Origin of the sequence: Nocardioides sp. LML1-1-1.1 (assembly GCF_040676175.1) — a bacterium.
Classification (GTDB): domain Bacteria; phylum Actinomycetota; class Actinomycetes; order Propionibacteriales; family Nocardioidaceae; genus Nocardioides.
This window is the reverse complement of sequence record NZ_JBEGHK010000010.1, coordinates 25,655-38,186: the sequence shown is the minus strand read 5'-3', so window position 1 is coordinate 38,186 and position 12,532 is coordinate 25,655. Positions and strand designations below refer to the sequence as shown.

Annotated in this window: 11 protein-coding genes; 1 reads left to right on the top strand and 10 read right to left on the bottom strand. The window is 65.5% G+C overall.

The genetic code is table 11. From position 1 onward, the window contains the following. Positions 1–9 precede the first annotated feature (9 nt). The 10 genes from MRBLML1_RS23075 to MRBLML1_RS23030 form a co-directional block, all read right to left on the bottom strand. A complete protein-coding gene (locus tag MRBLML1_RS23075; RefSeq protein WP_364520550.1) occupies positions 10–879 on the bottom strand; it encodes an alpha/beta fold hydrolase in 870 nt (289 codons plus the stop codon). Beyond that, on the bottom strand, positions 876–2,132 hold the full coding sequence (locus MRBLML1_RS23070; RefSeq protein ID WP_364520548.1) for an acyl-CoA dehydrogenase family protein: 1,257 nt from the start codon (positions 2,130–2,132) through the stop codon (positions 876–878). Before MRBLML1_RS23070 ends, MRBLML1_RS23075 begins: the two co-directional genes overlap by 4 nt. A gap of 6 nt (positions 2,133–2,138) precedes the next feature. After that, positions 2,139–2,858 (bottom strand): SDR family NAD(P)-dependent oxidoreductase, encoded by a 720-nt coding sequence (locus tag MRBLML1_RS23065; protein ID WP_364520546.1) that lies wholly within the window; start codon positions 2,856–2,858, stop codon positions 2,139–2,141. 1,301 nt (positions 2,859–4,159) lie between these two features. Next, positions 4,160–4,447: a transposase gene (locus MRBLML1_RS23060; protein ID WP_364520544.1), complete on the bottom strand. Its 288-nt coding sequence runs from the start codon at positions 4,445–4,447 to the stop codon at positions 4,160–4,162. A gap of 419 nt (positions 4,448–4,866) precedes the next feature. Then, the gene (locus MRBLML1_RS23055) at positions 4,867–6,255 is read right to left on the bottom strand and encodes an FAD-dependent oxidoreductase (protein ID WP_364520542.1); all 1,389 of its coding nucleotides are present in this window, start codon (positions 6,253–6,255) and stop codon (positions 4,867–4,869) included. Further along, positions 6,252–6,458, bottom strand: coding sequence for a ferredoxin (locus tag MRBLML1_RS23050; protein WP_364520540.1), 207 nt, complete (start codon positions 6,456–6,458; stop codon positions 6,252–6,254). The genes MRBLML1_RS23055 and MRBLML1_RS23050 overlap by 4 nt, the downstream gene beginning before the upstream one ends. 31 nt (positions 6,459–6,489) lie before the next feature. Continuing rightward, positions 6,490–7,815 (bottom strand): cytochrome P450, encoded by a 1,326-nt coding sequence (locus MRBLML1_RS23045; protein WP_364520589.1) that lies wholly within the window; start codon positions 7,813–7,815, stop codon positions 6,490–6,492. A gap of 2 nt (positions 7,816–7,817) precedes the next feature. Further along, a complete protein-coding gene (locus MRBLML1_RS23040; protein WP_364520538.1) occupies positions 7,818–9,326 on the bottom strand; it encodes a flavin-containing monooxygenase in 1,509 nt (502 codons plus the stop codon). Then, positions 9,323–10,180 carry an SDR family NAD(P)-dependent oxidoreductase gene (locus MRBLML1_RS23035; RefSeq protein WP_364520536.1) on the bottom strand — a complete coding sequence of 286 codons (858 nt, stop codon included), beginning with the start codon at positions 10,178–10,180 and terminating at the stop codon, positions 9,323–9,325. Before MRBLML1_RS23035 ends, MRBLML1_RS23040 begins: the two co-directional genes overlap by 4 nt. Next, entirely contained in the window at positions 10,177–11,052 is an 876-nt protein-coding gene (locus MRBLML1_RS23030) for an alpha/beta hydrolase (protein WP_364520587.1), read from the bottom strand. The genes MRBLML1_RS23035 and MRBLML1_RS23030 overlap by 4 nt, the downstream gene beginning before the upstream one ends. 176 nt (positions 11,053–11,228) lie before the next feature. On the opposite strand from MRBLML1_RS23030, the gene MRBLML1_RS23025 reads away from it, so the two are divergent. After that, a complete protein-coding gene (locus MRBLML1_RS23025; RefSeq protein WP_364520534.1) occupies positions 11,229–12,404 on the top strand; it encodes a PucR family transcriptional regulator in 1,176 nt (391 codons plus the stop codon). The last annotated feature ends 128 nt before the right edge of the window (positions 12,405–12,532 follow it).

Here is a 12,532-nt window from a genome sequence, read left to right as displayed (position 1 = left end):
TTCCATTGCTCATCCCACACGGTCCTGCGTGGACCGACAGCCGTCGGCGAAGTCGACCACGATTCGGGCGACCCCGGCTGGGTCGTCGAGCTGCGGGCAGTGGCCCCAGGTGGGCATCACGACCAGGTCGCTGTGGGGCACGTGGCTGTGCAGCGCCTCGGCGGCGTTCACAGGGATGACCCGGTCCTGGGCCCCGTGGACGACAAACAGTGGACAGCAGATCTGGTCGAACTGGTAGCAGTCCTCGACCTCTGCGGCCAGCAGGCGTGCCTGTCGCACCACCCAGCCGTGGCCGCCCCGGACCGTGATGAAATCGGCGAAGCGAGCCGACACCGCAGGGTCGGCCGCCCGCCGGTCGGCGTACACAAAGATCTGGACGGCCTGGGCGACCAGCCATCGACGGAGGACAGCCGGCGCCAGAAGTGGCAGCGAGAGGATGCGGACCAGCAGCGTGGTCCGGGTCGCGAGGAACGCGCGGAGCAGGCGGTTGTCGCCCAGCGCCGGCTGGCCAATCGCCACCACACCGCGCACCGGCAAGCCGTGATCCGCGGCGCGCAGCGAGGCGAGTGCGCCCAGGGAGTTGCCGACAAGGATGACGTCGCCGTACCGAGTCTGCTCGGCAACCAGGCCGGCCAGGAACCGGTCGAGCTGCGGGAACACTGGACCCGGCTGCAGGAGATCGGCATCGCCGAAGCCGGGCAGGTCCACGGCGAGCGCGGACCGACCCAGCTCGGCGAGCTCGGCCAGCACACCGTTCCACGTGTCGGCACTGTCGGCGAAACCGTGCACCAGGACCAGACACGGGCCGGATCCGTCCAGCTCGACGGTCCGGGTGCGGTATCCGCCGTAGGTCGCCGACCCCGTGCGCGGCTGGTTCACCGGGCTAGGACGCCCTTGGCGACGTGGGTGACCTGGACCTCGTTGGAGCCGGCGTAGATCATCAGCGACTTGGCGTCGCGGGCCAGCTGCTCGACCCGATATTCGGCCATGTAGCCGTTGCCGCCGAACAGCTGCACGGCCTCCATCGCCACCTCGGTCGCGGCCTCGGAGGCGTAGAGCTTCATCGCCGAGGCTTCGGCGAGCGACGGCATTTTCCGTGCCCGGAGGTGCTCGAGGGTCGAGAAGACCATGTTCTGCACGTTGACCCGGGCGACCTCCATCTTGGCGAGCTTGAGCTGGATCAGCTGGTAGTCGCTGATCGGCTTGCCCCAGAGCTCACGGGACTTCGCGTAGTCCACGCTCAGTCGCTGGCACTCGTTGATGATGCCGAGCGCGAGTACTGCTACGCCCATCCGCTCGCCGGCGAAGCTTGCCCGGACGCTGTCCTTGCTGTCGCCGCCCGTGCTCTTGTCGCCCGCGTCCTCTTTCTCGCCGAGGAGACGGTCCGGGGTGAGTCGCACGTTGTCGAAGAACAGCTCGCTTGTGGGCGAGGACATCATGCCCATCTTCTTGAACGCCTTGCCCTGGGCGAGACCCTCCATGCCCTTGTCGAGCACGAAGGTCAGCACCTTGCGGGAGCGCGTGTCCCAGTTGTCGCCCTCGTCGAGCTTGGCGTAGACGACGATCACGTCGGCGTCGGGACCGTTGGTGATGAAGGTCTTGTGGCCCTTGAGGATGTAGTCGTCTCCGTCGCGCTTGACGGTGGTCTTCATGCCACCGAAGGCATCGGAGCCTGCGTCCGGCTCGGTGATCGCCCAGGCGCCGACGTGCTCGAAGGTGGCCAGCTTCGGCAGCCAGCGCTCCTTCTGGGCGAGGGTCCCGTTCTTGGCGATCGTGGTCGCGGTGAGCCCGAGGGAGACGCCGATCGAGGCGACGAGTCCGAGGCTGACACCGGATAGCTCGCTGACCATGACCGCCGCCATGCTCTCCGCGCCGTCGAGGCTGCCGCCGGAGGACGCGCTCTTGTCGGGCTTGGGCTCGCCGAGTGCGGCTGCCCGTTCGGTCGCCAGCATCCTCTCGACGGCCTCGGCGGCCATCGCGTCGACACCGAAGGCGGAGAAGAGCCTGCGGATGATGTCGTACGGCGCGAGCTCGCCGGTCTCGAGCTGGTCGAGATGGGGACGGATCTCCTTGTCGACGAAATCGCGGACCGCGTCACGGACGGCGAGGTCGGAGTCAGACCATTCGATCATCGGGTCTCACGCCCACTCTTCGAGGCGGGACTGCACGTCCTCGATCGTCCACGGGTCGTCGGTCTCGGTCGTGTGGGTGACCGTCCAGCCCTGGAGGGACTGGATCGAGCCGCCCTGGACGGCGAAGACCTGACCGGTCGCCGGGCACTTCTCGGTGGCCAGGTAGGCCACGAGCGGCGAGATGTTCGCCGGGTGGAAGGGGTCGATCACGCCCTCCTCGATGGTCGAGCGCATGACGTCGCCGAAGCCGGGGGTGGCTTCGGTGAGCCGGGTCCGGGCGACCGGGGCGATCGCGTTGACGCGCACGCCGTACCGCTCCAGCTCCTCGGCCGCCACCAGCGTCAGCGCCGCGATCGCCGCCTTGGCCGCTCCGTAGTTCGACTGACCGGCGTTAGGAAGGGTGATGCCGGACCCCGACGCAGTGTTGATCACCGCTGCGACCGGCTGGTTGCCCGCCTTCGACTCGGCCTTCCAGTACGCCGCAGCGTGCCGCAGCGTCGAGAAGTGGCCCTTGAGGTGCACGTTGATCACCGAGTCCCACTGGGACTCCTCCATCGTCGGGATGAACCCGTCGCGCAGGATCCCGGCGTTGTTGACCAGGACGTCGAGGCGGCCGAACTCCGCCACGGCCTGGTCGATCAGCGCCTTCGCGCCAGCCCAGGTCGCAACGTTGTCGGTGTTCGCCACAGCCTTGCCACCCGCGGCCACGACCTCGGCGACCACCACCGCGCCCGGTACGTCGTGGGCAAGACCATGCGCGACCGCTGGGACCTGGCACCCGCAGCAGCCAGGGCCCGCGGTGACGAAGGCAACCGGCGCCTGCACCATCGATGGGTGAAGTTCATCGAGCGCAAGAAGAAGCCCACCATCGCCAACGTCGCGATCGCCCGCGAGCTGGCCGGATGGTCGTGGTCCCTGGCGGTCATGGACGACTGAGAACACCACGATCTGCCTCGTCGTCCCCGCGCCGGTGGCAGCGCGTGGAGCGACCCGCGCAACACCTATGAGCAACGGGCAACCGCCCGCGACGCTCGACGCTAGACACGCGGACTTGCTCCTGCCGAAAGCACCGTCCAGCGGTAACCAACCCGCGCATATCAGTCTGACCGCGCGTCGCCAACGACACGCTCACCAGCCCTACGACGGCGAAGCACGAGGCGCCCGCCCCGAACGATCGGGACGGGCGCCTCACCCTGCCTCTTGACAGGAGGTCGCTACATATCAGGTGTCTGCATCGCGTACCTCGTCCGTCCTGGCCAACTGTGCGGACGGTACAACCACACGGGTCTGCTGCACGGATAGGTGACCCGTTCGTGCAGCAGACCCGACAGCGAGGGGCGGCTCGATGTGGCTGAGGAACTCCCGATCCCGTACGACGAACGCACCCTCGTTCGCCGTGACCCGATCCAGAAGGAGTAGGCCAGCGGTGGGAGCCCAAGGGAGATGCCGACGGAGCCGACGAAGTCGGTAATCGAGGCTAAGCGCGGTTCCTCGTGCAGATCCGCAACCCCCATGGTCAGCGAGGCGGTGCCTGGCGAGGAGCACTGGCTGGCCGTGCGCATAGTGACCACACGAATGGGCAAGGTCCTCGCCGGGCAGTCGGCGCGCCCGACATCCGTCGCCGACTCCAGTCGATGGCAGGAACGCGGCACGATTCAGGCATTCAAGGAGGCCCTCGACTCGCAAGCCAATCGGGCAGACAACCCGTTGATCACGCCAAGACTTCACCCGTCCTAGCAGCAGCCGCTCGCAATTCTCGGCCGAGCTCGGCGGCCGGCCTGCGCCTTATTCCACCCCCCTTCGAATCCGGCAACCAGTGCTCAACGCAGACGAACCGGGACCGAGGTCAGACCGCGCAACGAAGGCGTGCTCCCCCAAACTCGGGGCAGTCCCGTCCCGCTGGGAGACGGGGTCTCTGACCCACTTGTAGTACCCCGCGGTGGTCAGACCGAGAACCCGGCACGCCACCGCGACCGACACCCTGATCGGGGCACCGGCCGCGGCCATTTCACGGACGAGCGGGAAGACTATGTTCCCTGCAGGTTTGCCTGAGACAGGTAGGCGGCAGCCCGGCGCAGGACTTCGTTCTCTTGCTCGAGGAGACGGATCCGCTTGTTCGCTTCGCGAAGCTCCTTGGGGTCGTCGTCGGTCATGCCGGGTCGACGGCCGTCTTCGATGTCGGCCTTCTTCATCCAGTTGGCCAGCGAGCCTTCGGAGATGCCGAAGTCCTTGGCGATTTGAGCCAGTGACGACTGGCCCTGGCGGGCCACTCGCACGACGTCGTCGCGGAACTCCTTGGGATAGGGCTTTGCCACGAGGGACATCCTTCCAGCGAGGAGCGATCCTCACAGGGCAGGTCAACCTGTCACCCGTCCGTGTAGCAGTCCCCACATTGTCCAGGAGGTGGTCGATCACGGTCACGACTACGAGGCGCGCCAAGTGAGCGCAGAGGCAGAAATGTGACCCCGCTCCGAAGCCGAGAATGCCGCCGTTCCGCCTCGCTACCTCAACGCGCTCCGGGTCCAAAACCGCTCTGGATCACGGTTTGCTGACGCAAGGAAGAGAACTAACCGGCTTCCGGCAGGGATCTCGACCTCTCCGACCACGTAGGGCTGTTGGTAACCCTGGATACCCACTGCACTGGCGAGCCCCAACGCAGCACCTCCTCGACGAAGGCAGGGACGAGTGTGCGGTCGGCGCGAAGTCACCCGTCCCTGCAGCAGTCCCTTACGGATCATAATCTGCTGATGCTGATCATCTCATCACGATCAGCGACCTTGGTTCGCTCACGACCCTTCTCGAGTCCGCGTGCCTGTTCATAGGCGTCCAGCTTGCCCCAACCGCTCCATGTGGTTGCGTGGGGCAACAAGGTGGAGACGTCTTCGATGAGCAGCTGCCCGAGCAGGTCCTTTCCAGCCGCGACGTCGTGAAGCATGCTAGCGACAGTCTCCTTCGCGTCGGCCCTGGTGTGGCCGATGAGGCCGACAGGGCCTCTCTTGACCCAGCCACAGGCATAGATCCCGGGCAGCGGTTGGCCGCCTACATCGTCGAGCACTCGCCCAGCAGCATTCGGCACAACGCCACGGTTGTCGTCGTGCGGCAGTCCCGCAACTGGATCTGGTTGGTACCCGACAGCGCGGTAAACAGCCTCGACCGGCCAGTCAATGAACTGACCGGTCCCTAGGTTCCGCCCACTTCCGTCCAGTTCTTGCCGCTCGGTGCGCAGCCCTACGACTCTGCCGGCCTCCCCGAGGATCTCGGTCGGCTGAGCGAGGAAGTGCAGGAACACCGTTCGAACGTTCGGTGAGATCGGCTGTGCAGCGAGGGCCGCGTAGTCCTCGATGCGGTTGACCACCTGCGAGACAATCTTGGAGTCCTGGATCGCCTTTCGAGATGCTTCGTCGTAGATGAGGTCCGCGCGGTCGACTACTACCCGGACGTTGGAACACTCCCCCAGCTCGCGCAACTCGAGCTGGGTGAACTTCGCCTGTGCGGGCCCTCGGCGTGCGAAGATGTGGATTTCGCGTGCCCTGTTGAGCGTCAGAGCGTGCTCAACATGGTCGGGGATTTCCGTCGATCTCATCTCATCGATGTTTCGCGCCAGGACGCGGGCCACGTCGAGCGCGACATTGCCCGCGCCCACGACCGCGACGCGTTCCGCATCGAGCGCCCAGTCTCGCGGCACGTCTGGATGGGCGTCATACCAGGCCACGAAGTCGGCGGCGCCGTACGAACCGTCGAGGCCGGCACCGGGCAGATCCGTGGAGCGGTCTCTCATGGCACCTGTCGCGAAGATGACTGCGTCGTAGGCGGCGCGCAGGGTAGGCAGGTCAAGGTCATCTGGATACCTGACATTACCGAAGAACCGGATCTCGGGTTGCTCCAGGACTGACGTCAGGCTCTGGGTGATGCCCTTGACGCGCGGATGGTCGGGTGCCACGCCGTAGCGGATCAGTCCGAACGGCGTCGGGAGGTGGTCATGGATGTCGACTCGAACTCCTGTCCAAGGCTGCGGGAACTCGCTGGCGGCCTTGAGTAGTGTGTCCGCCGTGTAGATACCTGCTGGGCCGGCGCCGATGACCGCAACACGGAACGGTCGGCGTGCGCGAGTGAGGGCCGTCATGCTCGCGTTGTACTGAGGGCGCTCCGGGGACACTGCGCGACGACCGTATCCAGGTATTCCTCGTCGACGTCAGTGCCGTCCTGGCGCACGAGCGCTCGTCCTCCAGGACCGTCCGCGAACAGTTCGGGGGCAAGGCTGTAGCAGACTCCGAATCCTTCACAGAGGTCCGTATCCACGGTAACGCGAGGTGGGGTGGGGCTCATCCGGCTTCCTTCGAGTTCGATAGGTGTGTGCTCAGCGCAGGCGAACCGGGACCGAGGTCGGCCCGCGCAGCGAGGGCGTGGTTCCCCACACGACTGGACCGGCAGCGCGGAGTGAGGACACGTTGTCCAGGAGGTGGTCGACGACGGTGACGACTTCGAGGCGCGCGAGATGAGCGCCGAGGCAGAAGTGTGGACCCGCGCCGAACCCGAGCATGCCGGCGTTTCGTCTCGTTATGTCGACGCGATCCGGATTTTGAAAGCGCTCGGGATCACGGTTTGCTGAGGCGAGGAAGAGCACCACGCGGCTTCCGGCAGGGATCTCGGTCTCTCCGACCAGGTAGGGCTCGTTGGTGACCCTGGAGACCCACTGAATTGGCGAACCCCAACGCAGCATTTCCTCGACGAAGGCAGGCACCAGAGTGCGGTCGGCGCGAAGCCGCTCGAGCAGTTCTGGATCGGCTGCTAGGCGGTCGGCAACCATGCCAAGGAGGTTCGACGTGGTCTCGTTGCCGGCAACGATCAGGATCATCACGTAGAGGAAGACCTCGAAGCGATCGAGTTGTCCTGCGGCCACTGCCTGCTCGATGGCCGTGAAGAGGTCCTCGGTCGGCTCTGACGTGCGGCGGGCCACCTCGCGGCGCACCATGGCCTCCAAGCCCACCATGGAGGAAAAGACATCTGCCCAGAATGACACCGCGCTCGCGAGATCCTCCGGACCGAAGACGTTCGCCAAATGGTCCGACCAGCCCCTGAAGGTTGCCCAGTCAGCTGTCGGGACTCCGAGCATCTGGGCGATGACGCTGATCGGTAGCGGGATCGCAAGGTCACGGGTGAAGTCCACCGTTTCCCCTTGGGCCAGCCGCGAGATCGCCGGATCGGCAAGCTGACGAATGTCGTCGGCCAGGTCGCCCAGGCGCTTCGGATGGAAGTGCGGGGTCATCACACTTCGCAGCCGGGTGTGATCGGGTCTGTCGCGCGTGATCAAGTTTGGCACGTCCACGCTGCGCAGGAATATGCCCTTCGCTGAGGAGAAGATGTCCGGATGCCGCACGGCGTCGCTGACGTGGTCGTACCGCGACAGCATCCAGACGTTCAGCTTTTCATTGACAGCTACTCCCTGCGCTCGCAGCATCCGATAGTCAGCATGAGGCGAGGCGACCGCATCGGGGTGAGTAGGGTCGAACAAGGTCCGCGGCACATGTGCCGGCGCCTCGCTTGCCCGGGTGATCCGTCGATCTTCACGCAGTCCCGCTGCGAGGATGGGTGGGATCTGTGCGCCCACGAACCGTGCAGCCTCAAGGTATCCGATGCCCGGAATACTGGTCAGGCGCGGGCGCGGCCTGGTAAGGGATGTCATGGTCACTTCTCCATCATCTTCGGGGTCGGGGTGGACTTGACCCGGGCGCGAGTCGTTGTCGCCGTGAGGAGCTTGTGGGTCTCCCAGTCCTCGCGGCGGGGCCGGGCGAGGACGTGGCGGTACTTCTCTGGCGACCAGGGCCACAGCTCCGGCGTCCCGTCCTTCCCGAGGTACCAGCTGGTGCAGCCGGTGGACCACACGGTCCCCGGCAGCGCTGCCTTCATCTCCGCGTTGTGTGCCCTCGTGGCTTCGTATCGCGGCTCAATGGTGTCGAACTCGTCGTCAGCCCAGCGGCTGATCCAAGCGGTGATGTGCTGGGCCTGGGCTTCGGCGATAGCCGTCAGTGAATAGTTGCCCACCGGACTGTGCGGTCCCATAGCCATAAAGAGGTTCGGGAACCCGGGAAGTGCGACTCCGTGATAGGCGAAGGGGCCATCAGACCAGGCCTGATCGATGGTCAGCCCATCTCGGCCGCTCACCTGAGTCGGTCGCATGAACGCATGTGAGTCGAAGCCTGTTGCGAGTACCACCGCATCCAACTTGACCTGTTCGCCGTCCGTGGCGATCCCGTCCGCGACGAATCGGTCAATCGGCGTGGTTACCACCCTGACGTCCGCACGCTGGACCGCCCGGTAGAAGTCGGGCGAGAAGATGAGTCGGCGACACATAGGTTCGAAGTCGGGGGTGATCGCGGCGCGGAGCTTGCGATCCTTCACAGCGCGCAGCCCAGCCTTCGTCGCCCGGGTGACGACTGTCCGTCGAACCCCCGGCTGAACCAGGGCGACAGAGACCCGTTCGAATGCGGTCCGATATCCCAAGTAGGCGAGTTGGTCGAGGACGGGCAGCAGCCGATGAGCAGCTCGTGTCAAAGAGGGGTAGCCCGGGTTGGGTACCGGAACTACCCAGTGCGGGCTACGTTGAAAGAGGACCACTTGGTCGGCGTTGCCGCCAAGGGCTGAGACGATCTGGACACCCGTGGATCCGGAACCCACGACTCCAATGCGGGCACCTTCGATCGGTACGCTGTGATCCCAGCGCGCTGAGTGGAAGATCGGGCCTTGGAAGTCACTCATCCCCGGCAGATCGGGGATGTTCGGATGGTGCAGGATTCCGGTCGCTGTCACGACGAAATCGGCTTCCCTGACGTTGCCGTCGTTCGTTGCAACGCGCCAGACGCCAGTATCCCAGGTGAGGTCGGTGGCCTCGACACCGAAGACAATGTGCCGACGAAGATCGTGGTCGTCGGCGACTTTGCGGAAATAGTCCAGGATCTCAGGGCCTGGCGAGAAGAGGTGGCTCCAGTCCGGGTTGGGGGCGAACCGGAACTGGTAGAAGCGCGAGGGCACATCGCATGCAAGGCCGGGATACGAGTTGTCGCGCCAAGTACCTCCGACGTCGGCCGCCTTTTCGAGCACAGTGATGTCCTCGACGCCGGCATTCTTGAGGTACCAGGTCATGCAAAGCCCTGACATGCCGGAGCCTACGATCACCACTCGGGGCGAGCGTTTCATGAGTTCGCCTCCGTGACCTGCTTGTTGCTCGGCTGCGGGTTCGGTGCCGATGCCATCGTCAGAGCCGGCACACGGGACATGAGACCGTCGCCGAGCGCCAGGACACTCCTGGAGGCAAGGACGAATGGGACCCAACTCGGTGCCCAGACGCGGGCTGAACGCCGTTCCACGCCTCGAACGAGGGCGCCAGCGGCCGCACCCACCGGGGCAATCGTCAGCACCCCGGGAAGTCTTCCTTGGATGGACGCGAAGGGGCCGGTGCCCAGGAGGTCGTCGCGCGCAAGTCCGGTATCGATGAGTCCGAAGTAGGCGACCCCGACAGTGACCCCGCTGCGAGCGAGCTCGATGCGCAAAGCACGCCCATACGCCTCCACACCGGCCTTCGCAGCTCCGTACGCCGCGAACATCGGACAAGGGATCGCAGCCGCGATTGAGGCGACGAGCAGGACGTGTCCGCGGCTCTCCAGCAGATAGGGCATCGCGGCGTACGCCGTCCGCATGACTCCGAGCAGGTCGATCTCGACCACCCGCTCCACCGCGTCAGGGTCTGCCTCGGCAATCGCAGCGACGGGCCCGGCAATGCCAGCGTTCGCAATTACGCCGTCGATCCTGCCCCACCTCTTGGCCACCTCAGCAAAGACGGTTTCGAGTGCGTCCCGGTTGGTGACGTCAACCACGTAGGGCGCAGCCGAGGGCCCCAGTTCGGCTGCGCGCTCAGCTACGAGGTCTCCGTCGCGGTCTAGAAGCGCCACGCGAGCGCCCTTCGCGATCAGCGCGGCTGCGGTCGCTGCGCCAATTCCTTGGGCCGCCCCCGTGATCACAACGACGTTGCCTGATTTGAAAGTTCGCTTCACGAGGCCACCTCCGCGGCGAAGTCATCTTCGAGACGTTGGACGGCTGCCAACACCACGTCCGGTTCGAGCAGTTGAGGACAATGGGCACCGCCGCGATGGACTGTCAGTGGTAGACCTTGGAACACGTTCGCGCCCTCAATGGGGCACACAGCGTCCTCGCTGCCCCACAAGATGGCGACGGGGATGCCGATCGAACCCACCGGGGTCCTTGTCTGCTGCATTTCGCGGAAAAGATCACCACCGACGCGGACCACCCGACGTAGTTGCCGACGACTGACATGGCTGGTGTAGCCGAGCGCGAGCTCGTCGGGGAGCGAGGCGTTTGCCCCGATGCGGGCGTATAGCGTGCCCGCGAGTCTCTGCAACGCCGAATGCGGAATCGGCAGGCGCAGCAGGACCTGGACGACGGGACTCAACGCCGGCAGCGCCTCGAGGGCTGGGTGCAAACGATCTCCAGGCGGCCCGATGGCCACGACACCCCGCAGGGAACTCGATGGCTCCGCGGCAGCCGCTCGCAGAGCCAGCAGCCCCCCCAACGAGTTGCCCACGACAACCACGCCGGCCCCGTCATCGACGGCCTCGACGGCAGCACGAACGAAGGCGTCGTAGGCGCTCAGGCAACGGCGGCGCGGTTCACCCGCGAAGCCATGTGCCGGCAGATCAACAGCCCATGCCCTGCGGCCCTGGTCGGCGTACCGTTCCAAGACGACGCGCCACGTATCGGCCGAGTCGGTGAACCCGTGCAGGAACAGCACGGTCGGTCTGTCGTCCGTCACCTCCGGGGATGCGATAAACCGCGTGGCCACGTCATCGATGACGCGCCTCTCGTCGGTCAGCAACTTCGGAGTGGTTGTCGGAGGGTTCGGTGGCACCTTGGTCAATGTGGACGCTCCTCATTGGGCATACCGGGCGTTCGGGTGTTTGAGGATCTACCAAGATCCGGACTACGCGGAAGGCGCATTCACACAAAATCTCGGTGCATCTTGTAGGATTCGCCAAGAGCGCCATGACACAGAATCCGCCCAGGCTTGACACAGCGACGCAGCGCGTGTTCGAGCTCGTTATTGCTGCGGGGCTGTTCGACCCTCTCCTCGAGCAGCTGATTGAAGGGGTGGGCAGTGACGTCCCACCGTTTCGCGAGGACCCCGAGCTCTATCGAGCCTTGCGGCAGATGTCACAGGCTTCCGTGCGCGGACTCGAGGCCCTGGCTCATGGTGCAACGCGCACGTTCGAGGTGCCTCCGGAGGCTCTGCAACTTGCCCGCCTCAGCGCGCGCCAAGGGGTCTCGGTCGAGCAAGTCATCAAGGCATTCAGTACTGCGCGCCAGGTGGCTTTGTCTGTTCCGCTGGAGATGTTCTCGAGCCTCGAAGTCCCACCTGAAGACGCGGTTGCTATCGCGATAGACACCGGTCGACTTCTGCTGTGGTGGGCCGACGCCAATCTTGCTGCCATGGTGTCCGAACACGCGCGCGAGCGTGAGGCCTCCGCGCGAGGCGCTCATGCGCGGCGCCTCGACGTGGCTCGCGCAATAATCGTGGGGAGAGAAACAAACCTGGCGAAGGCATCGGAGGTGTTGGGGCACTCGCTGAGCCGTTGGCACGTCGCTGCCATCTTGTACAGCCGGTCCGATCAGGCTACCGCTGGGGACGGGCTACGGGAGACGGCTCGGCGGCTCAGCGCCACCTACCAAGCGCGCCCACTTGTCTTGGAACCCGACCCGCAGGAGCTGTGGCTTTGGCTGAGCGCTGACGAGCGGATCGACCTCACCGTCCTGGCCACTCACCAGCAGAAGTGGCCGTCGGACGTCGAGGTGGTCCTCGGTAGCGCGGAGCGGGGAGCCGAGGGCTTCCGTATCTCCCACCTGCAGGCACGTGCGACGCGGCGCTTCGCTGAACTTGGGAACAGTCGCGGGCCCTACCGGTTCGACGCAATAGCCCTCGGTGCACTCTCATCGGGTGAACCCGAGTTGCTGCGCCATTTCGTCAGAAGCGAACTTGGTGAGCTCGCCGGACCAACGAAGGACATGGCGCGACTGCGTGAGACACTCGCCGCCTACTTCATCGAGAACCTCCAGGTCTCGGCGGCAGCCATCCGCCTCTCTGTCCACCAGAACACCCTGCGCTACCGCTTGCACCAATGCGAGGCCGCACTCGGCCATCCGGTCACCGAGCGTCGACTGCCGGTTGAGATCGCGCTCACCCTGGCACGGGCGCTCGAAGCCTGAGGTGTCATGATCTCGATAGCGGCTGCGCGCTCATCGACACCCGCCATCACATGTCGGGCTCCTGGTCGCGGCCTCAGCGCACCGGCCGATAGCCCGCTCCAAGCTGTCCTCGTCATGCGGTCTGACCT

What these genes read in the sequence shown, in the direction of transcription:
- MRBLML1_RS23070 (WP_364520548.1), bottom strand. Translation starts at nt 2,132, where the DNA reads ATGATCGAATGGTCTGACTCCGACCTCGCCGTCCGTGACGCGGTCCGC.
- MRBLML1_RS23055 (WP_364520542.1), bottom strand. Translation starts at nt 6,255, where the DNA reads ATGACGGCCCTCACTCGCGCACGCCGACCGTTCCGTGTTGCGGTCATC.
- MRBLML1_RS23050 (WP_364520540.1), bottom strand. Translation starts at nt 6,458, where the DNA reads ATGAGCCCCACCCCACCTCGCGTTACCGTGGATACGGACCTCTGTGAA.
- MRBLML1_RS23045 (WP_364520589.1), bottom strand. Translation starts at nt 7,815, where the DNA reads ATGACATCCCTTACCAGGCCGCGCCCGCGCCTGACCAGTATTCCGGGC.
- MRBLML1_RS23040 (WP_364520538.1), bottom strand. Translation starts at nt 9,326, where the DNA reads ATGAAACGCTCGCCCCGAGTGGTGATCGTAGGCTCCGGCATGTCAGGG.